The following is a 22,255-nucleotide window of genomic DNA, read 5'->3' as shown; positions in this document are numbered from 1 at the left end:
CACTTAATGAAAATACGCGGCTATCGGCATTAACCCAGTAATGGGTCAAGGCCACCACGCGCATCAAGTGCATGTAAATCATCGCAACCGCCCACGTGCTGCCCGTCGATAAAAATCTGAGGAACAGTCGAACGACCGCTGCGGGCGATCATTTTTTCACGCGTATCTGCGTCACCATCAATAGCGATTTCATCAAATGAAGCGCCTTTGCTATTGAGCAGGGCTTTCGCACGATGGCAGTAAGGACAGGTTGCCTTGGTATAGATTTCAATTTTAGCCATGGGTTCCACCTCTGAGTCGTAGATTTTAGTGCCGTTGCGACGGGGTCTGAATCTTACTTACCGCGAACTAAAGGCAGGTTTTCACCGCTCCAGCCGCTGATACCTTCTTTCAACGTGAAAACACGTTCGAAACCTGCTGCGATCAGGCCTTCTGCCGCCGTGCGGGAAGTCTGGCCGGTGGCACAGACAACGATAACCGGTTGCGCTTTGTGCTTGCTTAGTTCGCCCAGGTTATTGTTTTTAATGTCTGCACTCAGCACATTTTGGGATTCTGCGATGTGGCCTTTGCGGAATTCTTCACGCGCGCGAACATCGACAACAACAGCATCTTCTTTGTTGATCAGGCGGGTTGCTTCGCCACGCGTGATCTCTTTCACTTTAGAAAAACGTGTTTTAAAGGTGGTCACAATTACTGCAATCAGTAACGCAACCCACGCCAGGCTGAGAACCGGATGCGCACTGATGAATGGCATAATATCTTGCATGGGGTGTAGCAACTCCCGTCAGTTGGGGGAAAATTCAAGGCTTCAGAGTATACCTGCGCGTCGGCGCAAATACAGCCAGTATGCGCGGGCTAATGCCACAAACTGCGGCACATCCCGAAAAATTAACACGCCTTTATGCCGAAAGTTAACTCCCGCCGCGCCCCATCTTTGATCTCCCACGGCTATTCCCCTTTCAGCGCTGGGGTAAAATCAGCCCGCTTAAATGCACTTAGCCACGCCTGTTTTTCACATCGAGCTGGCGAGCCTATTGAGCATTTCATCTTTCAAATTGAGGTCAATTGACATGTCGAGCAATAAAAAACCGATGGTTCTGGTTATTCTTGATGGCTACGGATTTCGCGAAGAACAACAAGATAACGCGATTCTGAATGCAAAAACCCCGGTCATGGATAAGCTGTGGGCGACTCAGCCTCACACCCTGATTGCTGCTTCAGGCCTTGACGTAGGCCTGCCTGATGGCCAGATGGGCAACTCCGAAGTGGGCCACGTCAATTTAGGCGCGGGCCGTATCGTTTATCAGGATCTCACCCGCCTGGATAAAGAAATCAAAGAAGGCGACTTCTTTAATAATAGCGTACTGACCGGTGCGGTTGATCGCGCAATCAGCGCGGGCAAAGCCGTTCACATTATGGGTCTGCTGTCTGCGGGTGGCGTTCACAGCCACGAAGACCACATCATGGCGATGGTAGAACTGGCTCACCGCCGTGGCGCGAAAGCCATCTATCTGCACGCATTCCTGGATGGCCGCGACACGCCTCCACGCAGCGCCGAAGCCGCATTGAAGCGTTTCTCCGAGAAGTTTGCAGAAATCGGCTCCGGCCGCATCGCGTCTATCGTCGGCCGTTATTATTCAATGGACCGCGACAACCGCTGGGATCGCGTGCAACTGGCTTATGACCTGATGTCTCAGGCCAAAGGCGCGTTCACCGCAGATAACGCTCTGGCAGGCTTGCAGGCCGCTTACGCCCGTGACGAAAATGACGAGTTCGTGAAACCTACCGTGTTGCAGGCTGCCGGCGAAGAAAACGCGGCAATCAATGACGGCGATGCGATGATCTTTATGAACTTCCGTGCTGACCGTGCACGTGAAATCACCCGCGCCTTCATTAACACCGACTTCGACGGTTTTGCCCGTGAAAAAGTGATTAACTTCGGCGATTTCATCATGCTTACCGAATACGCCGCTGATATTAAAGCTGCCTGCGCGTATCCGCCTGCATCTCTGAAAAACACGCTGGGCGAATGGCTGATGGCGCATAAGAAAACTCAGCTTCGTATCTCCGAAACTGAGAAATATGCGCACGTAACCTTCTTCTTCAACGGCGGCATGGAAGATGCGTTTGAAGGCGAAGACCGCATTCTGGTTAAATCACCGAATGTCGCGACCTACGACCTGCAACCGGAAATGAGTTCAGCAGAACTGACCGATAAATTGCTGGGTGCGATCGCCAGTGGCAAATATGACGCGATTATCTGTAACTACCCGAACGGCGATATGGTCGGGCATACCGGCGTTTATGATGCTGCCGTCAATGCGGTAGAAGCGCTGGATCATTGTGTTGCTCAGGTTGTGGATGCGGTTAAAGCGGTCGGCGGCCAACTGCTGATCACCGCCGATCACGGTAACGCAGAGCAAATGCGTGACCCGGCAACCGGCCAGGCGCACACAGCACATACCAGCCTGCCGGTTCCGCTGATTTACGTGGGCGGCAACGCGCAAGCCATCGAAGGCGGGAAATTGTCTGATATTGCACCGACCATGCTCTCCCTGATGGGGATGGAAATCCCGGCCGAAATGAGCGGCAAACCGCTGTTTATCGCGCGCTAATTTCCGCTAAGAAAGCGAATTTAAGGCGTATCAGCGCAGGCTGGTACGCCTTTTTTGTTTGTGCATCAGCCGGTTGATTAGTGTTACGATAAGATAAGGGACAGCCATATTGTCTATCATCCACGGTCGACAAGCGGAAAAAAGTTTGAGCAAATTCATTCATTTCAGCCTGATGAGAACCCGCCTTTCCGCTCAGGACAAGGCCGTATCTGCCTTCCCATCTCCTGCCTTATTACTTTGCGCTTCATTGTTAACCCTCTCCGTGAGTGTGCACGCTGACGAAAACAAAGATCAGCTCAAAACCATTCAGCAGAACATTGCGGAAAAAGAGAAAAGCGTAAAGCAGCAGAAACAGCAGCGCGGAACGTTGTTGCAACAGTTGCAGGCACAGGAAAAAACCATTGCCTCAGCCAGCACTCAGTTACGCGGGACACAGTCGACACTGGCGACGCTGAATAAAGATATCGCCGGGCTGAATGCCTCTATCGATAAACTGCAAAAACAGCAGAAAACGCAGGAAGCCATTCTTGCAAAGCAGCTGGATGCGGCATTCCGTATCGGCCAGCATAAAGGCCTGCAACTGCTGTTAAGCGGTGAAGAGACCGAACGCAGCGAACGCATCATGGCCTATTTTGGCTATCTGAATGAAGCCCGCCAGAAAACCATCGAAGAACTTAAACAAACGCGTACCAAACTGGCCGAACAGCGGGTTTCCCTGCAATCGAAAGAGACCCAGCAAAAAAGCCTGTTAGGCGAGCAGCAGACGCAGCAACAAAAACTTGAGCAGGCCCGTTCGGCGCGAAAACAAACGCTGACGGCGCTGGAATCCTCGTTGCAAAAAGATGAGCAAAGCCTGACCGAGTTGCGCGCCAACGAAGCCAGCTTGCAGAATAAAATTGCCGCCGCTGAACGTGCAGCAAAAGCCCGGGCCGAAAAGGAAGCGCGCGAAGCCGCCGCCGTCCGGGCGAAAGAGCAGCAGGCGAAGAAAACCGGCACCACCTATAAACCGACCCAAAGTGAGCAATCACTGATGGCACGAACCGGCGGTCTGGGAAGACCATCCGGCCAGAATATGTGGCCGGTTAACGGTTCGTTGATACATCGCTTCGGCGAACAGCTTCAGGGTGAACTACGCTGGAAAGGTATTGTTATTTCAGCAAGAGAGGGCAGCGACGTCCGCGCAATTGCCGACGGTCGTGTCATTCTGGCTGACTGGTTGCAAGGTTACGGGCTGGTTGTGGTCATCGATCACGGCAAAGGTGATATGAGCCTGTACGGATACAATCAGGATGCGTTAGTCAGCGTCGGGGACCAGGTCAGAACCGGTCAGGCCATTGCTAAAGTTGGAAACAGCGGCGGACAGGGCCAGCCATCGCTGTATTTTGAAATTCGTCGTCAGGGTCAGGCAGTCAATCCACAGCCGTGGTTGGGAAGATAGCATTGCGATATAAAAAGTCCGTTTTAGCTGCCCTTTGTGGTACTGCGTTATTCGTTTGTCAGGTTCAGGCAGCGAAGTTATCCATCCTGATAGATGACTTTGGTTATCGCCAGCATGAGGAAAACCAGGTACTTCAGATGCCAAAAGCGGTATCCGTAGCGATTTTCCCCAATGCGCCAGATTCGCAGATGATGATGAACAAGGCCCATCAGCAGGGACGTGAAATCCTGATCCACCTGCCGATGGCGCCGCTGAGTAAGCAACCGCTGGAAAAAAATACGCTGACGCCGTCCATGAGTGCAGCTGAAGTGAAGCGCATTGTCGATCAGGCTATCAGTAATATCCCTTACGCCATCGGCATCAATAACCATATGGGCAGCGCCATGACCTCCAGCCTGTCTGGCATGGAAAACGTCATGCAGGCCATGAACGCCCATAACCTCTTCTTCCTCGACAGCATGACGATCGGCAATACTCAGTCGGTCAAAGCCGCTCAGGGCACCCGAGTGAAAGTCATCAAGCGCAATGTCTTTTTAGATGATGTGCAGAATGAAGCCGAAATCCGCCGCCAGTTCGAGCGCGCAATTCAGTTAGCCCGCAAAAATGGTTATGCGATCGCCATCGGCCACCCGCACCCGACGACGGTAAAAGTGCTGCAACAAATGCTGCCAAATTTACCGTCAGATATTGTGCTGGTGCGCCCAAGTGATTTGTTGGATGAAGCCCAGCGCAGCGCACCTTCCGGCAAACCGGTAAATATCCCGCCTGCCAAACCATCACGCAAAGGCATCAGCCAGTGCCGGACCAAACATCCTGTACCGCCAGTTTATGCCGGCAGCTTGTTTACCGTCGTGGGAGAAAGCCTGCAATCGCTTCCAGCCATTCAGTTCGCAGAACGGCAATATGGGGTTTGGGTCGGACTCATCAAAAAATAGGCGTTCGCCAGATTAGCCTTCAGATTACAACTATAAGCCCGATGGATAGTTCTTAAAAATTCATTCAATATATTGAATATAAAGATTTTAATGAACATATCAAAGAGGTAGAGCTTATAGAGTTTGCCTCCTATAATGGAGGCTGCTAATTATCTTATTCAGACTGAGCAGGAGCACTAACCGATGGGGCAAGATCGATTTAAAATTCTGCTGCTGGATAGCGGCAAAGAATGGGGAGGCGGAACTAACAGCATGTTAGAACTGCTGAAAAGAATCGATCGCGATAAATTCGAAATCAGTTGCTGCTTCTACAACGATTACGCCCGTGACAACGGAGAAACCATCGGTCAGATATTAAACTCATTGAATGTACCGGTGTTTTTTATTCCTCAGGCAAAGCAGCCGACCTGGGCAAAAATCAGCAAAGAAGTTTTAAGAACGCTGTTTTTCTTCAGTAGCAATTTACGTCAAAAAGCCATTTACGCTGTCGACAAAATTTGGCGAATTAACCCTAATATTCGCAAAATCCACTCCCTGCTTGAACTCGGCCAGTTTGATATTTTATATATGAATAATCAGCCGAGCTCTAATGTGGAAGGCTATTATTCTACTGACGGTTTACCGACACAGATTGTCCAACATTGTCGCATTGAGCCTGTTCTTAGCCGGGATGTTGTACGTATCGTGAACAAATTCTGCCACAGTATAATTTCGGTTTCTCAGGGTGTGCAGGAACAACTGCTAAGACGCGGCGTTCGTAAGGAATTATGCTTCACCGTCTTCAATGGGATAGATATCAACCAGCCTTTGCCAGATGGGAAAAATATCCGTGAGACGCTCGGGACAACCGAAGAAACCTTCATCTTTGGCAGCATCGGCTCACTGATCAACCGTAAAGCGCATCAGTTTACTTTGCTGGCACTGGATAAATTTAACCGCACGTTCCCTGAAGCAAAATGGAAGATGGTTTTTGTCGGCGAAGGCCCTAATCTTCGTAAGCTGATCCAACAGGCATCAACCCTGAACATTCTGGATAAAGTCGTCTTTACCGGTTTTCAGCACAATGCACTGGAATATCTGGCAGCTTTCGATACCTTTATTTTAGGTTCTAAAAGCGAAGGTTTGCCGCGGGTCGTTTTAGAATCGATGTTACTTAAAACACCGGTTATTGGCTCAAATGTCACCGGTACTGCTGAACTCGTCAAAAATACAGAAACGGGCATGCTCTTCGAATATGGCGATATTGAGATGCTCTTCAACCATATGAAAACCCTGTATCTGAACGAACACCTGAGAAATGAAATTGCGCTACAGGCAAACTCTGTGGTTCGTGAAAGGTTTGCTATTGAAAAATATGTCTCAGGTGTTGAAACCGTTTTAAGCAGCGTAAATAAGCAACAAGGCTGAAAATGTTCAAATTTCTAAACTCAAAATATCGCCATATTCTTTCACGTCATAACCTGCCTTATGCAGAAACCGTGACAGCTGGAATGCCTGAGTATACGGTGACATCTGTTGTGATCCCGTCGGCGGGTGCTGACTATATTGAAGAAGCCTGCCTGTGTGCAGAATTTGCCGACAGATTTGCCACCGAATTAGTGGAAATCGTGATTGTGACCGATCAGGACGCCAGTCAGTTCCGACCGCTGCCTGCTAAAGTTCGTATTGTGACGCTAAATACGGAGACGAAGCCTGGTGATTATCGCTACAAGCAAATCTATCTCAGCCGACTGATTAAACTTATGGCACCTTTGCAGGCCAGAACCGACGGTATTTTGATGATCGACTCCGATCTTAATCTGCTTAAAATGCCGGAAATTCAGCTACAGGATAATCATATCTACTCCAGTTTCCGTCAGGGGAAAATGATTGCGAAACTTGATGGTTGCGACCCGGAAACCATCCCGGCCTATTATAAAAATAGCGTTCGCCCCTATATTGTCGACCATGTTAACGGGGCATTTTTAGCGGCAACACGTAAAACCTGGGAACGCTTATCTCCGCTGTGGATTATGTTTTTCAGAGATACCTGGAACATTCTGCCGGATAACCAGCCACCGACAGATCAGCTGCCACTAGCCGCCATGCTTGATACTCTCGATATCAAAAGCGTCAATCTTGGTGACTGGATGAACTGGCCGGTTTCAAAGAAAATTGGCGGAACGCCGTCAGTTATTCCTAAAGAAGTGATTGGTGCTCATGGAGGATTTCCGTTATCCGAATGGCAAAAATACCTCGAGTCACCGGCTAACAAACTGTTATTTAAAGGACAGGATTACACACGTAAAGTCCGCTATCTGACAGATGCAGAGAAGCAGGCCGCCGACCCGGCAGTGTAATCGCTCAGAAAAGGCCCGTGAATATCACGGGCCTGATTTGTTTTGAATGGCGTCAGCACTACCAGTCCAAAATCACTTTTCCTGAGTGGCCGGACCGCATTGCATCGAAACCCTTCTGGAAATCATCGATCGGGAAATGATGCGTAATCAGCGGTGTCAGGTCTAAACCTGACTGGATCAGCGCCGCCATTTTGTACCAGGTTTCAAACATTTCCCGGCCATAAATCCCTTTGATGAACAACCCCTTGAAGATGACCTGATTCCAGTCGATAGCCATTTCGGTTGACGGAATACCCAGCATCGCAATACGCCCGCCGTGATTCATAGCATTGAGCATGCTGCGAAACGCCGCCGGAGCGCCGGACATTTCGAGTCCCACGTCAAAACCTTCAGTCATGCCAAGCTCTTCCATGACGTCCTGCAAACTTTGCTGGCTGACATTCACCGCGCGGGTTACGCCCATTTTACGGGCCAGCTCCAGACGATATTCATTCATGTCCGTGATCACCACATGGCGGGCACCCACATGTTTGCAAATCGCCGCAGCCATAATGCCAATCGGGCCTGCACCGCTGATCAGGACATCTTCCCCGACCAGATCAAACGATAACGCGGTATGCACAGCGTTGCCTAGAGGGTCGAAAATAGCCGCCAGATCGTCGGAAATATTGTCCGGAATTTTAAAAGCATTAAAGGCAGGCAGAACCAGATATTCCGCAAAAGCGCCTGGACGGTTAACGCCCACACCTTGTGCATTTCGGCATAAATGCGTGCGGCCACCGCGGCAGTTGCGGCAATGGCCACAGGTAATGTGCCCTTCACCTGAAACCCGGTCGCCAAGGCTAAAACCTTTCACTTCCTGACCAATCCCCACGACTTCGCCGACATATTCATGCCCGACCACCATCGGTACCGGAATAGTTTTTTGCGACCACGCATCCCAGTTGTAAATGTGAACATCCGTACCGCAGATGGCAGTTTTACGGATTTTGATCAGCAAATCGTTATGTCCCAGCTCCGGCACCGGCGCATCGGTCATCCAGATGCCTTCTTCACGTTTCAGTTTTGCTAAGGCTTTCACAGACTCTCCTCAGGCGATCACGCCAAGTTTTTTGCCAATTTGGGTGAAGGCGCTGATCGCCTTTTCGATTTGTTCCGTGCTGTGCGCGGCAGACATTTGTGTGCGGATACGCGCCTGCCCTTGTGGCACCACTGGATAGAAGAAGCCGGTGACGTAGATACCTTCCTGCTGAAGCAGCGCGGCAAATTCCTGTGCCAGCCGCGCTTCGCCGAGCATCACGGGAATAATGGCGTGATCGGCCCCGGCCAGCGTGAAACCGGCAGCGGTCATTTTTTCACGGAAGAGTTTTGCATTGCTCAGCAGCTTTTCACGCAGCTCGCTGCCGGCTTCCAGCATCGACAGGACTTTCAGGGAAGCGGAGACAATCGAAGGAGCCAGAGAGTTTGAGAAAAGATAAGGACGGGAGCGCTGACGTAACCAGTCGATCACTTCCTGACGCGCGGCGGTATATCCGCCGGACGCGCCGCCCAGCGCTTTGCCGAGCGTTCCGGTGATGATATCCACGCGGCCCATAACGTCGCAATATTCGTGCGTTCCGCGCCCTTCCGCGCCAACAAAACCAACGGCATGGGAATCATCTACCATGACCAGCGCATCGAAACGCTCCGCCAGATCGCAAACGCCTTTCAGATTGGCAATGACGCCATCCATCGAAAACACGCCGTCTGTCGCCACGAGAATATGACGTGCGCCGTCCTTTTTCGCCTGCTCCAGACACGCTTCAAGTTCGGCCATATTATTATTGGCATAGCGGTAACGTTTCGCTTTGCAAAGACGAACTCCATCAATAATTGACGCGTGATTCAGTGCATCAGAAATAATAGCGTCTTCTTCGGTCAGCAGTGTTTCGAATAATCCGCCGTTGGCATCAAAGCAGGAGGAATACAAAATGGCGTCGTCCATCCCGAGAAAATCTGCAAGGCGATGTTCGAGTTCTTTATGAGTATCTTGCGTTCCGCAAATGAAACGTACCGATGCCATGCCAAAACCGTGGCTGTCGAGCCCCGCCTTTGCGGCCTGAATTAATTCCGGATGGTTTGCCAGCCCGAGGTAGTTATTCGCACAAAAATTGATGACCGGCTTGCCGCCCGCGACGGATACTTCGGACTGCTGAGGCGTGGTCAGAATGCGTTCTTCTTTAAACAGCCCTTCGGCACGCGCCTGGTCAAGCTGATCTTCTAACTGGCGATAAAACGAAACAGACATACAGTATTCTCCTGAAATGGCTCATTCACGGAATACCTTACTAACCTGACTGCGAAATAACGATGGAACCGCTCACAATATCTTCGTTTTGCAGCATAGTTCACGCCTTACCACCTGAAACACAAGAATGCGTGTTATAGGACACCTTCCCAATGTGAGCTTCATAATGAAGTGTTATGATATTACCCAATGTATAAGCTGCGCATGGTGCGTGGCTCTTCTAAAGATTAAAGGTGAATCCCATGATAATCGTCACTGGCGGCGCTGGTTTTATCGGCAGCAATATTATTAAATCGCTCAATGATATGGGATACCGCGATATTTTGGTGGTAGACAACCTGAAAGACGGCACGAAATTCGTCAATCTGGTTGATCTGGATATCGCGGATTACTGCGATAAAGAAGATTTCATTGCCAGCATCGTTGCTGGCGACGATCTGGGTGATATCGACGCCATCTTCCATGAAGGCGCCTGCTCTTCCACCACCGAGTGGGACGGCAAATACATGATGGATAACAACTATCAGTATTCCAAAGATATCCTGCATTATTGCCTGGATCGTAGCATTCCTTTCCTTTACGCCTCTTCTGCCGCCACTTACGGCAGCCAGAGCACCAGCTTTGTAGAAGACCGTAAATATGAACAACCGCTGAACGTCTACGGCTACTCCAAGTTCCTGTTTGACCAGTATGTTCGCGAGATCCTGCCTCATGCGGATTCACAAATTTGTGGTTTCCGTTACTTCAACGTCTACGGACCGCGTGAAGGCCATAAAGGCAGCATGGCCAGCGTAGCGTTCCACCTGAACAATCAGATCAAAGCCGGTGAAAATCCGAAATTGTTCTCAGGCAGCGAAGGGTTCAAACGCGATTTCATTTACGTGGGTGACGTAGCCGCCGTGAACCTGTGGTTCTGGCAGAACGGCGTTTCCGGTATTTTCAACTGCGGGACGGGCCGTTCAGAATCGTTCCAGGCCGTTGCAGATGCCGTCGTTGCATACCACAAATCTGGCGATATCGAATACATTCCTTTCCCGGAAAAACTGAAAGGCCGTTATCAGTCCTTTACTCAGGCCGATATGACCGCGCTGCGTAACGCCGGTTACGACAAACCGTTTAAAACGGTTGCTGAAGGCGTAACGGAATACATGAGCTGGCTTAACCGCACAGTATAAGTCCGCTGATTGAGGAATGGATTAACGGTATGAAAATACTGGTAATTGGGCCGTCGTGGGTCGGTGACATGATGATGTCACAAAGTCTCTACCGCACGCTGAAAGCGGCGCATCCGCAAGCGCAAATCGACGTGATGGCACCTGCATGGTGCCGTCCTTTACTCGACCGGATGCCGGAAGTGCGTCAGGCTCTGCCGATGCCGTTAGGCCACGGTGCTCTGGAACTCGGTGAGCGCCGCCGTCTGGGCATTTCGCTTCGTGGCGAACAATATCAGCGCGCCTTCGTGCTGCCTAACTCGTTCAAATCAGCGCTGGTTCCGTTCTTTGCCCGCATTCCTCAGCGTACCGGCTGGCGTGGCGAAATGCGTTATGGTCTGCTCAATGACCTGCGTGTTCTTGATAAAGCCGCCTTCCCTCTGATGGTTCAGCGCTATGCTGCACTCGGCTACGACGCGCAACAAATCCGCACCGCTGCCGACCTGCCGCAGCCAATTCTCTGGCCAAAATTACAGGTGTCAGAAGCGGAAGTGGCGGCGGTTAAAATCTCCTTTGGCATCAGCGATAACAGGCCGCTTGTGGGCTTTTGTCCGGGAGCAGAATTTGGCCCGGCAAAGCGCTGGCCGCACTATCATTATGCCGCTCTTGCCGAAAAACTGATTGGCGAAGGCCAGCAGGTGGTGCTCTTTGGTTCTGCGAAAGACCACCCGGCGGGAGAACAAATCCGCCAGTCACTAACGGAAAGCGCACAGCCTTTCTGCCTGAACCTGGCGGGTAAAACGTCGCTGGATCAGGCGGTTGTAATGATTGCCGCCTGTCAGGCCGTCGTCAGCAATGACTCAGGGCTAATGCACGTGGCGGCCGCGCTGGATAAACCGCTGGTTGCCCTGTACGGGCCAAGCAGTCCGGATTTCACTCCGCCGCTCAGCCATCAGGCCAAAGTTATCCGCCTCATCACCGGCTATCATAAAGTCCGCAAAGGCGATGCCGAAGAAGGCTACCACCAGAGTCTGATCGATATTCAGCCAGAACAGGTTTATCAGGAATTAAGTCAGTTACTGAATTCAGGGAAGGAGCAGTAATGCGGGTTCTCATCGTCAAAACATCGTCAATGGGTGACGTTCTGCATACTCTCCCGGCACTGACGGATGCCATGCAGGCTATCCCCGGGATCCGGTTTGACTGGGTCGTGGAGGAAGGTTTCACGCAAATTCCCGGCTGGCATCCGGCGGTAGATCGCGTTATCCCGGTAGCAATCCGTCGCTGGCGCAAAAACTGGTTTGGTTCTGAAACCCGCCAGCAGCGTTGTGATTTCAAACGTGAAGTGCAGTCACGGACTTACGATGCGGTCATCGACGCACAAGGCCTGATCAAAAGCGCGGCACTGATTACCCGTGTCGCAAAAGGCGAAAAGCACGGTCAGGATTGCAAAAGTGCCCGCGAGCCTTTTGCCAGCTGGTTTTACAATCAGCGTCACGAGATCGATAAAAAACAGCATGCTGTAGAACGCACCCGTGAGCTTTTTGCAAAAAGTCTGGGCTATGAAAAGCCGGCGATTCAGGGCGACTATGCCATCGCCGCACGCTTCCTTTCACATCCACCGGAAGATGCTGGCCAGTATCTGGTTTTCCTTCACGCCACCACTCGCGCAGATAAACACTGGCCAGAAGAGCACTGGCGTGAACTGATTGGCCTGTTCAGTACGCAGAATATCCGTATCAAACTGCCGTGGGGCGCGGAACACGAATATCAGCGTGCGCTGCGACTTGCAGAAGGTTTCTCTTTCGTTGAAGTATTACCAAAATTAAGCCTGCAAAATGTGGCCGAAGTGCTGGCAGGGGCAAAGGCTGTCGTTTCAGTCGATACTGGCCTGAGTCATTTGACTGCCGCACTGGATCGCCCAAATATCACGCTTTACGGCCCGACAGATCCCGGGCTGATCGGGGGATATGGGAAGAATCAGTTCGTCCTGAAAGCAGATGGCAATTCTTTAGAAAATCTGAAGGCGGGACAAGTGTTTGATCGTCTGGATGATATTCTTTCTGCAGAAAAGGAAATGAACTGACCATGAGCTACGTGATTATTTTCATCCTGCTGTGGCCGTTCAAGATGCTGATGAAACCTTTCCACCAGCGTACAGGGCGAAATTTGGTCATACAAACCGCTAAAATTGGCGATTTCGTTAATATCACGCCACTGCTTAAGCATCTAAAAAAATCTGATGTCCTGATCAGCAAAACTGTTTTACCTCTGGCTGAGCGGGATTCGACAATCGGGAATATCTATCTCATTGAAGAGCATAAAAAAACCTTCTTCAGTAAGATTCGTCTCGCCTTTACTCTGCTCAACCGCTATGACAACGTATATTTGCTGCAACCCAACAGCGTTAATGCTTTCTATGCGGCATTTTGCAATGCCAGTAAAAAAGCGTTCCTGGTCGCTTATACTCGAAAGTGGTATCACTGGATTTTCTATCAGACTGCGGATGTTATTCGATTACATCAGAAAACAGACTTCACGCTGGAGAGTTATCTGAAGCTGGCAGATCCGGCTTTAACGGCAGAGAGCTATCATAAACATGCGACCTATCCGTTGTGGATACCCAATGAAATCGTAGCTGAACTGGCTGAAAGTAAGCCGATAAAAATAGGCATCAGCATTTCTGCCGGCAATAAAGCAAAAACAATTCCGACAGAAAGCTGGATTCGCATCCTTGGATGCCTGTCGGATTTACCCTGCTCTTTTTATGTTTTTGGCCCTGAAAATGAACAGCAGTACCTTGCTCAGTTGCTGGCAAAAACAGAACCAAGTGAAAACATCATCAGTTTGATCGGTAAGCTAAAGTTACATGAAGTTCCGCATGCTATTTCATTGATGGATTTATATGTCGCCTCTGATTCAGGCAATATTTATATCGCTGATGCAGTGGATGTTCCGGTTGTGTGCCTTGCGGGTCCTTGTGATCTCGCAGAGCAGCACCCAACCTTTGATCCATTGATTCTGACACCTGAAGATAAGGATTTAGCCCCAGAATCTTACATATTTTCAGCACCTTATATATTCAAACACAGTGCCGAAGAACTTTTTTCTCTAAGTCCGATACAGTTAAGTCAAATACGTTCATTTGTGATCAGCAGAACACGCCAGGAACAGAATCATGCACAACCATGAATACCTAAGTTATCTCGAGCATAAAGAAGAGCTCGTAAACAATTTAGAGTTTTCAGCATTGCCTGTTGTTCATATTGCGTTCGGAGTAAACAATGCGTATGCCCGCGGCATGGGGATCACTATTTTTTCAGTTCTGGAAAACAACCCAGATTTAGCATTCCATATTCATATCTTTGGCAGCGGTCTGGACCAAAAATCTAAATCTTTGCTGCTTGAACTTGCCGCCAATCATCCTTTAGCAATGACGTGCTATGTGTTCCAAGAGTCGGCTTTTACAGATTTGCCACTTATGGGACGCTATCCGCAGGCGATTTATTACCGTCTGTTCACGCCGTATATTCTTTCTGATGTCACATCAAAATTACTTTACCTTGATGCAGATACTCTTTGCATTGGCAGTTATAAAGCATTAAGCGAATTAGACATAAGCAAATTTACTCTTGCTGCAGTTAATGATACCGGGCGTGCAAGAAATAAACTCTGCCCTAAACTTGGCCTTGAAAGTGGAAATTATTTCAACTCTGGTTTTTTATATATCAACGTTCCTCTTTGGACTGAAAAAATGACCACAGAGCGAATCATTCAAACACTTTCTGTTCATGGCGAAGTGCTCAATTTCCCGGATCAAGATGCACTCAATATTACGCTTGAACATGAAGTCATGTTGCTGCCTAAAAAATATAATTTCATATGTGACATCATTTTAAACAAAGTCGGAAAAAAAATAGCAATACCTCAGGATACGGTATTAATCCACTACACCGGTAAATGTAAGCCCTGGCATCTTTGGGGGACGGGGGAACTGGCCGCTATTTATGATCAATACTATGAAAGGTCACCCTGGAAATCGACCCCACATGATATGCCAGTTTCTTATAAAGAAATGAAACGCTATGCGCAGGCACTTTGGCATAAAGGCCAATATGGAAGCAGCCTATATTGGACGTTTAAATATATGAATTATAAACTTTTCAGGGCTAAGGTTTTATGATTCATGTTCGGCCATTCAACATAAAAAACCGTTCAGGGAATGAAAACGGACAGAGATATTTGTTGCCCCATAATCTGGCTGTTACTTTCTCAAGCTCTCTGAGAAGAGATCTATTATTATCAGTGGGAATTGTGTGATATGACCCTTACAACGACCTCCGAAAACATTCAGCTCAGCGCAATTATCCCGATGTTCAATGCAGGGGCAATGTTCCGAAACTTTATGGACTCTCTCGTTGCTCAGACGTTGAACAGCTTCGAAATTGTCATTGTTAATGACGGTTCGACGGATGGGTCTGATCGGGTGGCGAAAGAATATGCAGACAAATTTCCTCATATCCGCGTAATCCATCAGGAAAACGGAGGGGTTTCGCGCGCGCGAAATGCGGGTCTCGATATTGCTCAAGGCCAATATGTCACTTTCCCTGATGCAGATGACATAATCGATCCGAATATGTACAAAACGCTGATAGAAATGTGTGAACAGGATAATTTGGATGTCGCACAATGTAATGGTGAACGTTATTTCGTCGGCTCGGAAAAAGTAAAACCGATTATTCCCACTGACCGCCTAACGTCTACCGGCGTGCTGGATGGGCCATACTGGTTGAAAACGGCACTGGCAACCAACCGCTATTTGCATGTGGTCTGGCTTGGCGTTTACCGACTGGAACTCATTAAGAAACATGGACTTTATTTTGAGCCCGGTTTGCATCACCAGGATATTCCCTGGACCACCGAGGTAATGTTCAACGCGCGACGCGTGAGATATACCCAGACAATACTTTATCGTTATTACATCCACGGTCAGTCTATCAGTAACCAAAAGCGGACAGGGATGAAAAACGTTGAATACCAAAGACATTATCTGAGAATTGCCAAAATGCTCGATGAACTGAACCGGCAATATAAAGATAAAGTGAAAATCTATGCAGAGTTCCATCGCCAGGTTACCCGTGAGGCACTGACGGTGTGTCATTCGGTTCGTCGTGAGCCCGATCCTGCTGCACAAAAAGCCATCATTAATGATATTTACACTTCTGGCACGCGCAACATAATGCTCCGTAATGCACGTGGCCCTAAACAATGGTGGCAATTATTGTTGTGGCTGAAACGCCTTCATGACCTGAAAAAGAAACTCGCATGAGATGTTTCAGAAAGTGATGATTCCATTACGCTCTGAACCCTATTATAAAGACTTCATAAACGAAGTTATTTATCTTCTATATCAGCCAGATAAATAACTTCACAGCACCGGATTCTTCACCTAGAATCAACTTACTCTATTCTACGATCAGAAAATAGAATGCCTAACTCCGAAGCCAAATATGCAGCGCTGACTCCCAGAAGAATTCTGCTGATTAAACTCCGCCATCACGGAGATATGGTGCTGACGACGCCGGTGATAAACAGACTTCACCAGCATTATCCTGATGCTGAAATTGATGTGCTTTTGTACAAAGAAACACGTCCTATTCTTAGCGAACATCCTGCATTAACAGATATCCATGTCATTGACAGATCATGGAAAAAGAAAGGTATTCGCTACCAGATGCAGCAAGAACTTCTGTTAATCAAAAGCATCCGCGCACGACAATATGATCTGGTGATAAATCTGGCAGATCAATGGCGCAGCGCCCTGCTTTCGATGCTCTCCGGTGCAAAAGTCCGGCTGGGATTCGACTTCAAAAAACGTCGTTCAGTAGTATGGCGGGTGGGTCATACGCATTTGGTCACAACGGAAAATCACAGCGAGCTGCACACGGTTGAGCAAAATATGTCGATTTTATCTCCGCTGGGTATTTCGACTGAAGATGCCAGAACATCAATGCATTATTCAGAAAGTGATAAAGCATTCTGTCAGCAATTACTGATAAAAAATCAGGTTACGGGCGGATACATCGTGATTCAGCCAACATCCCGCTGGGCTTTTAAATGCTGGGATGATGATAAATTTGCCAGCGTAATTGATGCGCTTGGAGAGACGGGCCTGACGGTAGTAATGACAGCCAGCCCCGACAAAAAGGAACTGGAGATGGTACGGAAAATCCAGGATCTTACGCACAATCCTCAGGTGATTTCTGTTGCCGGTCAGCTGTCACTGACTCAACTGGCTGCGATGATAGATGGTGCGAAACTCTTTATTGGCGTCGATTCCGCACCGATGCATATGGCAGCAGCGCTCAATACGCCTTGCGTTGCCTTGTTCGGGCCAACAAAAATGCAGCACTGGCGACCGTGGGGAAATAACAACACGACGCTGTGGGCGGGTGATTACGCGCCTCTGCCTGCACCTGATTCCATCGATACGAAAACCCAACAACGTTATTTGCATGCAATCCCGGTGAACGATGTCATTGATGCCGCCAGGAGTTATTTGCATGACTAAAACTCCGGATGCAAAAGCAATCTCTCTGGCCATTGTCAGGCAAAAATATCGGCCTGACGGAGGCGCTGAGCGCTTTATCTCCCGGGCTCTTGAAGCACTTGATGATCAGAATATCGACCTGAATATCATTACCCGTCAGTGGGAAGGCAAGCCAAATCCAAAATGGAAAATCCACCTCTGCAATCCGGCAAAATACGGTAGGGTCTCAAGGGAGAAGGGTTTTGCAGCCGCGGCGCAAAGATACTGGAAACAAGAACATTTCGATATTGTTCAAAGTCATGAGCGTATTCCCGGCTGCGATATTTTCCGTGCAGGCGATGGCGCGCATCGTGTCTGGCTTGAACAACGCGCTCGCGTTGTTTCACCTTTGCAGCGTCTGATTACTCAAATCAGCCCCTACCACCGTTATGTTCTTCGGGCCGAGGAAGAGATGTTCCATTCCCCGGAATTGAAGAAAATCATCTGCAATTCAGAGATGGTTAAGCGCGATATCATACGTTGCTATGGCGTTCATGAAGACCGTTTCGAAGTGATCTACAACGCGATTGATGCTCAAAAATTTGTTCCTGCGACACCAGAGCAGCGCGCACTGTCACGCGAAAATCTTTCTATCCCGCAGAATGCTGTGGCGCTGATTTATGTGGGCTCTGGTTTTGAACGCAAAGGTTTAAAACCGGCGATTGAAGCCATAGCGGCAAGTGACCGTTATCTCATCGTAGTCGGCCAGGATAAAGATCAGAAAAAGTATGAAGATCTGGCGCAGCAATCAGGTTGCGCTGACCGTGTTCGTTTTGCAGGTGTTCAAAACCACGTGCTTCCTTATTATCACGCGGCCGATGGTATGATTTTGCCCACGCTGTATGACCCGTTCCCGAATGTCATTCTTGAGGCCATGGCCTGCGGATTGCCTGTTATCACCAGCCAGACTTGCGGCGGCGCTGAATTTATCACCGAAGGTCGCGAAGGTTTTGTTTGCGATGCGCTTGATGTCGCGAAACTCAGTGAATTTGTGAAGCGTATTCCGTCCCGTCTTGAGAATGAAAAGATGGGGAACGCTGCCAGAGAGCGTGTTTTACCTTATTCACCTAAAAACCTTTCACAACAGTTAGTCGCGCTTTATTACTCATTACTGGCCTGACGACACGGGCGCTGACATGATGAGTCGATCGTACTTATCTGGTAACATGTGCCCAACTATCCGCCGGGACTATTTTCGCTATATGAAATTGACTTTCCCTAACGCAACGCCTCAAAAAAAATGACTATTTTTTATAATATAATCATATACCTCATCCAGCCTCTTATCTGGATCCGTTTACTGGTACGTGGCCGGAAGTCACCGGCATACCGTAAACGCTGGGCTGAACGTTATGGCTTCTGCAAAGGGAAGGTGGTTTCTGGCGGCATCATGCTGCATTCAGTCTCCGTGGGCGAAACACTGGCGGCAATTCCTTTAGTCCGTGCCCTGCGTCATCGTTATCCTTCTTTGCCGATCACGGTGACCACGATGACACCGACGGGCTCCGAGCGTGTTCAGTCCGCTTTTGGCGCCGGTGTTCATCACGTTTATCTTCCTTATGATCTGCCAGGATCGCTGAACCGTTTTCTCAATGAGGTGAACCCGAAGCTGGTTATCATTATGGAAACCGAGCTTTGGCCAAATCTCATTAGCGCCCTGCATCGCCGTAAAATACCTTTAGTGATTGCTAACGCGCGCCTTTCCGAACGCTCGGCCAAAGGCTACAAAAAGCTGGGCAAATTCATCCGCACTATCTTGCAACGTATCACGCTGATTGCCGCTCAAAATCAGGAAGATGGCGACCGCTTCCTTTCGCTGGGATTAAAACGCAATCAGCTCGCGGTTACCGGTAGCCTGAAATTTGATATTTCCGTGACGCCGGAACTTGCCGCGAAAGCCATCGCGCTGCGCAGTCAGTGGGCATCACGCCGCCAGGTGTGGATTGCGACCAGTACGCATGAAGGGGAAGAAACCCTGCTACTGGAAGCGCATAAAGAATTGCTGAAAGCTCACCCGACGCTGTTGCTGATCCTTGTGCCGCGCCATCCGGAACGTTTCCCGGTTGCCTGTGAACTGACGCGCAAAGCGGGTCTGACCTTCACACAGCGCAGTACGGGGGAGGTGCCTTCGTCGGGAACGCAGGTCGTAATCGGCGATACGATGGGTGAGTTAATGCTGCTGTACGGAATTGCCGATCTGGCGTTTGTTGGCGGCAGTCTGGTCGATCGCGGAGGCCATAATCCTCTGGAAGCCGCAGCACACGCTATTCCTGTCCTGATGGGTCCCCATACGTTTAACTTCAAAGATATCTGCGCCAAGCTCGCGCAGGACGATGGGTTGATCACCGTGTCGGATACGCCATCGCTGGTCAAAGAAATCTCCACGCTGCTGACAGATGAAGATTATCGTCTGTATTACGGGCGCCACGCGGTAGAAGTTTTGCATCAAAATCAGGGCGCGCTGCAACGCCTTCTGCATTTGCTGGAGCCTTATCTGCCTGTGCGGGGTCATTAATGGCCGATAAAAAACGTTTATCCGTCGTGCTAATTGCACGCAATGAAGCAGATCTGCTGCCTGAATGCCTCGAGTCCGTGGCCTGGGCAGATGAAATCATCCTGCTTGATTCAGGCAGTGAAGATGCCACACCGGACGTTGCCCGTCAGTTCGGTGCGAAAGTTTTCACCAACGTGCAATGGCCCGGTTTTGGCAGGCAGCGCCAGTTAGCGCAAAGCTATGCGACCGGCGATTACATTTTGATGATCGACGCGGACGAACGGGTTTCCCCAGAACTGCGTCAGTCGGTTGAAAACGTTCTGAATAATCCTCAGGAAAATACGGTTTACAGTCTCGGCCGCAGTAATTTATTCCTCGGAAAATTTATGCGCCACAGCGGCTGGTATCCCGATCGCGTCAACCGCTTATATCCTTCAGCCTTCCGCTATAACGACGATTTAGTTCATGAATCGCTGAACACGGGCAATGCCGCCGTCATCCCTTTGCAAGGCGATTTGCTGCACCTGACTTGTCGGGATTTATTTGCTTTCCAGCGCAAACAGCTCAGCTATGCCGAAGCATGGGCCCGTCAGCGCCATCAGCAAGGCCGCCGTTGCAGCTTTTTCTCTGTCATTTCACACATGTCAGGCGCATTCATCAAAACCTGGGTCCTGCGGGCGGGTTTTCTGGATGGAAAACAGGGTTTGATCCTGGCGGGCGTCAATGCACAGTATACTTTCAATAAATATGCCGCCCTGTGGGCGCTCAGCCATCAACTGCAAAAGTGAGCCAGTATGAGCACTAAGGCAATTTATCCCGGCACTTTCGACCCGCTGACTAACGGACATCTGGATATCGTGACGCGTGCTGCGCTGATGTTCGATCACGTCATTCTGGCGATTGCCGCCAGCCCGAGCAAAAAACCGATGTTTACTCTGGATGAACGTGTAGCGCTGGCCACGCAGGTGACTTCTCATCTGAAAAATGTCGAAGTGATTGGCTTTAGTGATCTGATGGCGAACTTTGCCAAAGCGCAGGGCGCGAATGTGTTGGTGCGTGGCTTGCGTGCGGTGTCTGACTTTGAATATGAGATGCAGCTGGCAAACATGAACCGGCATTTGCTGCCGACGCTGGAAAGCGTATTTATGATGCCATCAAAAGAGTGGTCGTTTATTTCATCATCTCTGGTGAAGGAAGTAGCCCGCCACGGTGGCGATATCACGCCTTTCCTGCCTCAAAAAATCACTCAGGCTTTGATGGAGAAGATCAGCGCCTGAGTCTGTTCTACCGCTGGCAGTTAGGGCAAAAAAACGTGGTACGCTGAGCATGTTTCTTACTCTCGACAGGCGTACCGCATACCCTGCAAGGCTCGCCAGCGCGGCCATAAACCTGTAATTCCTGCGCGAAATACCCCGGTTTGCCATCCGACTGAAGGAAATCTTTCAGCGTGGTTCCGCCCTGCTCAATGGAACGTAGTAACACCGCTTTAATGGTTCTGACGAGTAATTCGGCCTCATCGCGTTTAAGCGAATGCGCCAGCCTGTCCGGTGAAATCCCCGCAACAAACAGCGATTCGCTGGCGTAAATGTTGCCTACTCCGACCACCAGTTTGTTGTCCATCAGCCAAGGCTTGATGGGGGATTTTTTTGTGCGCGACTTCTCCAGCAGATAATCGGCCGTAAAATCAGTACTTAAAGGCTCCGGCCCGAGGTGCGCTAAAACATTGCTGGCCGCCAGATCTGAAGACCATAACCAGGCTCCAAAACGTCGCGGGTCGGTATAACGCAACACGAAACCGGTATCCATCACCAGATCGACATGGTCATGTTTACCTGGCTCGGTTTCTTCCGACAAAATCCGCAAACTGCCAGACATGCCCAGATGAATGATGATCCAGCCCGTCTTGAGCTCAACCAGCAGGTACTTTGCACGACGCTGAACGCTCAGCACCGGCTGGTCACTGAGCGACAGAATCTCTGTAGAAACAGGCCAGCGCAGACGCGGATTACGCACGATAGCGTGCATGATCGTGTGGCCTTTCAGATAGGGTTCAATCCCTCTGCGGCTGGTTTCAACCTCAGGTAATTCCGGCATAATTTCTCCCTTAGCAGAATGATTCTCAGAGTGTGTCGCAGACATCGGCATCAGGCAAACAAAAGTCGCGCTGAGCGGAAATAGCCAAATTCAGGCAATAAAAAACCCGGCCGGAGCCGGGTTTTATTAATCCACTAAAATTATTTAATTTTAGCTTCTTTATAGATCACGTGTTGACGGACAACTGGATCGAATTTCTTCAGTTCCAATTTTTCCGGCTTAGTACGCTTGTTCTTCGTGGTGGTATAGAAGTGACCAGTACCAGCAGAAGAAACCAGCTTGATCTTCTCGCGAACACCTTTAGCCATGATGC

General features: G+C 49.6%; 22 protein-coding genes. 16 read left to right on the top strand and 6 right to left on the bottom strand.

Annotated features, from left to right (window positions below; all coding sequences use genetic code 11):
- Positions 1-29 precede the first annotated feature (29 nt).
- Together grxC and IV433_RS23305 are read right to left on the bottom strand one after the other, a co-directional pair.
- Positions 30-281: a glutaredoxin 3 gene (gene grxC, locus IV433_RS23310; RefSeq protein ID WP_101079906.1), complete on the bottom strand. Its 252-nt coding sequence runs from the start codon at positions 279-281 to the stop codon at positions 30-32.
- A gap of 53 nt (positions 282-334) precedes the next feature.
- The gene (locus IV433_RS23305; protein ID WP_152325009.1) at positions 335-766 is read right to left on the bottom strand and encodes a rhodanese-like domain-containing protein; all 432 of its coding nucleotides are present in this window, start codon (positions 764-766) and stop codon (positions 335-337) included.
- A 304-nt stretch (positions 767-1,070) separates the two neighbouring features.
- Between IV433_RS23305 and gpmM the strand changes: the two genes are divergently transcribed.
- The 5 genes from gpmM (at position 1,071) to IV433_RS23280 (ending at position 7,327) form a co-directional block, all read left to right on the top strand.
- A complete protein-coding gene (gene gpmM / locus IV433_RS23300) occupies positions 1,071-2,615 on the top strand; it encodes a 2,3-bisphosphoglycerate-independent phosphoglycerate mutase (protein WP_195816140.1) in 1,545 nt (514 codons plus the stop codon).
- A gap of 172 nt (positions 2,616-2,787) precedes the next feature.
- The gene (gene envC / locus IV433_RS23295) at positions 2,788-4,053 is read left to right on the top strand and encodes a murein hydrolase activator EnvC (protein WP_195816171.1); all 1,266 of its coding nucleotides are present in this window, start codon (positions 2,788-2,790) and stop codon (positions 4,051-4,053) included.
- 2 nt (positions 4,054-4,055) lie between these two features.
- The gene (locus IV433_RS23290; RefSeq protein ID WP_195816139.1) at positions 4,056-4,988 is read left to right on the top strand and encodes a divergent polysaccharide deacetylase family protein; all 933 of its coding nucleotides are present in this window, start codon (positions 4,056-4,058) and stop codon (positions 4,986-4,988) included.
- Positions 4,989-5,171: 183 nt separating this feature from the next.
- Positions 5,172-6,395, top strand: coding sequence for a glycosyltransferase (locus IV433_RS23285; protein WP_195816138.1), 1,224 nt, complete (start codon positions 5,172-5,174; stop codon positions 6,393-6,395).
- A gap of 2 nt (positions 6,396-6,397) precedes the next feature.
- On the top strand, positions 6,398-7,327 hold the full coding sequence (locus tag IV433_RS23280) for a hypothetical protein (protein ID WP_195816137.1): 930 nt from the start codon (positions 6,398-6,400) through the stop codon (positions 7,325-7,327).
- Between the two features lie 58 nt (positions 7,328-7,385).
- Here IV433_RS23280 and tdh read toward each other — a convergent pair whose 3' ends face one another.
- Entirely contained in the window at positions 7,386-8,408 is a 1,023-nt protein-coding gene (tdh, locus tag IV433_RS23275) for an L-threonine 3-dehydrogenase (RefSeq protein WP_195816136.1), read from the bottom strand.
- Between the two features lie 9 nt (positions 8,409-8,417).
- Positions 8,418-9,614 carry a glycine C-acetyltransferase gene (kbl, locus tag IV433_RS23270; protein WP_195816135.1) on the bottom strand — a complete coding sequence of 399 codons (1,197 nt, stop codon included), beginning with the start codon at positions 9,612-9,614 and terminating at the stop codon, positions 8,418-8,420.
- Positions 9,615-9,856: 242 nt separating this feature from the next.
- Here kbl and rfaD point away from each other — a divergent pair, with 242 nt between their 5' ends.
- From rfaD to coaD, 11 genes are all read left to right on the top strand, one after another.
- On the top strand, positions 9,857-10,789 hold the full coding sequence (gene rfaD / locus IV433_RS23265) for an ADP-glyceromanno-heptose 6-epimerase (RefSeq protein ID WP_101079915.1): 933 nt from the start codon (positions 9,857-9,859) through the stop codon (positions 10,787-10,789).
- A gap of 29 nt (positions 10,790-10,818) precedes the next feature.
- Entirely contained in the window at positions 10,819-11,868 is a 1,050-nt protein-coding gene (gene rfaF / locus IV433_RS23260) for an ADP-heptose--LPS heptosyltransferase RfaF (RefSeq protein ID WP_195816134.1), read from the top strand.
- Complete coding sequence (gene rfaC / locus IV433_RS23255) at positions 11,868-12,851, top strand: lipopolysaccharide heptosyltransferase RfaC (protein WP_195816133.1); 984 nt, start codon at positions 11,868-11,870, stop codon at positions 12,849-12,851. The genes rfaF and rfaC overlap by 1 nt, the downstream gene beginning before the upstream one ends.
- Before the next feature lie 2 nt (positions 12,852-12,853).
- Complete coding sequence (locus IV433_RS23250) at positions 12,854-13,957, top strand: glycosyltransferase family 9 protein (protein ID WP_195816132.1); 1,104 nt, start codon at positions 12,854-12,856, stop codon at positions 13,955-13,957.
- Entirely contained in the window at positions 13,944-14,948 is a 1,005-nt protein-coding gene (locus tag IV433_RS23245) for a glycosyltransferase family 8 protein (RefSeq protein WP_195816131.1), read from the top strand. Before IV433_RS23250 ends, IV433_RS23245 begins: the two co-directional genes overlap by 14 nt.
- Before the next feature lie 138 nt (positions 14,949-15,086).
- Positions 15,087-16,094: a glycosyltransferase gene (locus tag IV433_RS23240; protein ID WP_195816130.1), complete on the top strand. Its 1,008-nt coding sequence runs from the start codon at positions 15,087-15,089 to the stop codon at positions 16,092-16,094.
- A 159-nt stretch (positions 16,095-16,253) separates the two neighbouring features.
- Positions 16,254-17,336, top strand: a complete 1,083-nt coding sequence (gene rfaQ, locus IV433_RS23235; protein ID WP_195816129.1) for a putative lipopolysaccharide heptosyltransferase III — start codon at positions 16,254-16,256, stop codon at positions 17,334-17,336.
- Complete coding sequence (locus tag IV433_RS23230; RefSeq protein WP_195816128.1) at positions 17,329-18,474, top strand: glycosyltransferase family 4 protein; 1,146 nt, start codon at positions 17,329-17,331, stop codon at positions 18,472-18,474. The genes rfaQ and IV433_RS23230 overlap by 8 nt, the downstream gene beginning before the upstream one ends.
- A gap of 120 nt (positions 18,475-18,594) precedes the next feature.
- Complete coding sequence (gene waaA / locus IV433_RS23225; RefSeq protein ID WP_195816127.1) at positions 18,595-19,869, top strand: lipid IV(A) 3-deoxy-D-manno-octulosonic acid transferase; 1,275 nt, start codon at positions 18,595-18,597, stop codon at positions 19,867-19,869.
- Positions 19,869-20,636: a glycosyltransferase family 2 protein gene (locus IV433_RS23220; protein ID WP_195816126.1), complete on the top strand. Its 768-nt coding sequence runs from the start codon at positions 19,869-19,871 to the stop codon at positions 20,634-20,636. The genes waaA and IV433_RS23220 overlap by 1 nt, the downstream gene beginning before the upstream one ends.
- A 6-nt stretch (positions 20,637-20,642) precedes the next feature.
- Positions 20,643-21,125: a pantetheine-phosphate adenylyltransferase gene (gene coaD, locus IV433_RS23215; protein ID WP_101079926.1), complete on the top strand. Its 483-nt coding sequence runs from the start codon at positions 20,643-20,645 to the stop codon at positions 21,123-21,125.
- 7 nt (positions 21,126-21,132) lie between these two features.
- Here the strand turns inward: coaD and mutM are convergent, their stop codons facing one another.
- Both mutM and rpmG read right to left on the bottom strand, forming a co-directional pair.
- Positions 21,133-21,942, bottom strand: a complete 810-nt coding sequence (gene mutM / locus IV433_RS23210) for a bifunctional DNA-formamidopyrimidine glycosylase/DNA-(apurinic or apyrimidinic site) lyase (RefSeq protein ID WP_195816125.1) — start codon at positions 21,940-21,942, stop codon at positions 21,133-21,135.
- Between the two features lie 140 nt (positions 21,943-22,082).
- Positions 22,083-22,250 carry a 50S ribosomal protein L33 gene (gene rpmG, locus IV433_RS23205; protein ID WP_004392084.1) on the bottom strand — a complete coding sequence of 56 codons (168 nt, stop codon included), beginning with the start codon at positions 22,248-22,250 and terminating at the stop codon, positions 22,083-22,085.
- Positions 22,251-22,255 lie beyond the last annotated feature (5 nt).

The sequence above is a fragment of the Rahnella laticis genome, assembly GCF_015644585.1.
In the GTDB taxonomy this organism is placed as follows: domain Bacteria; phylum Pseudomonadota; class Gammaproteobacteria; order Enterobacterales; family Enterobacteriaceae; genus Rahnella; species Rahnella laticis.
This window is presented reverse-complemented; position numbering and strand designations above follow the sequence as displayed.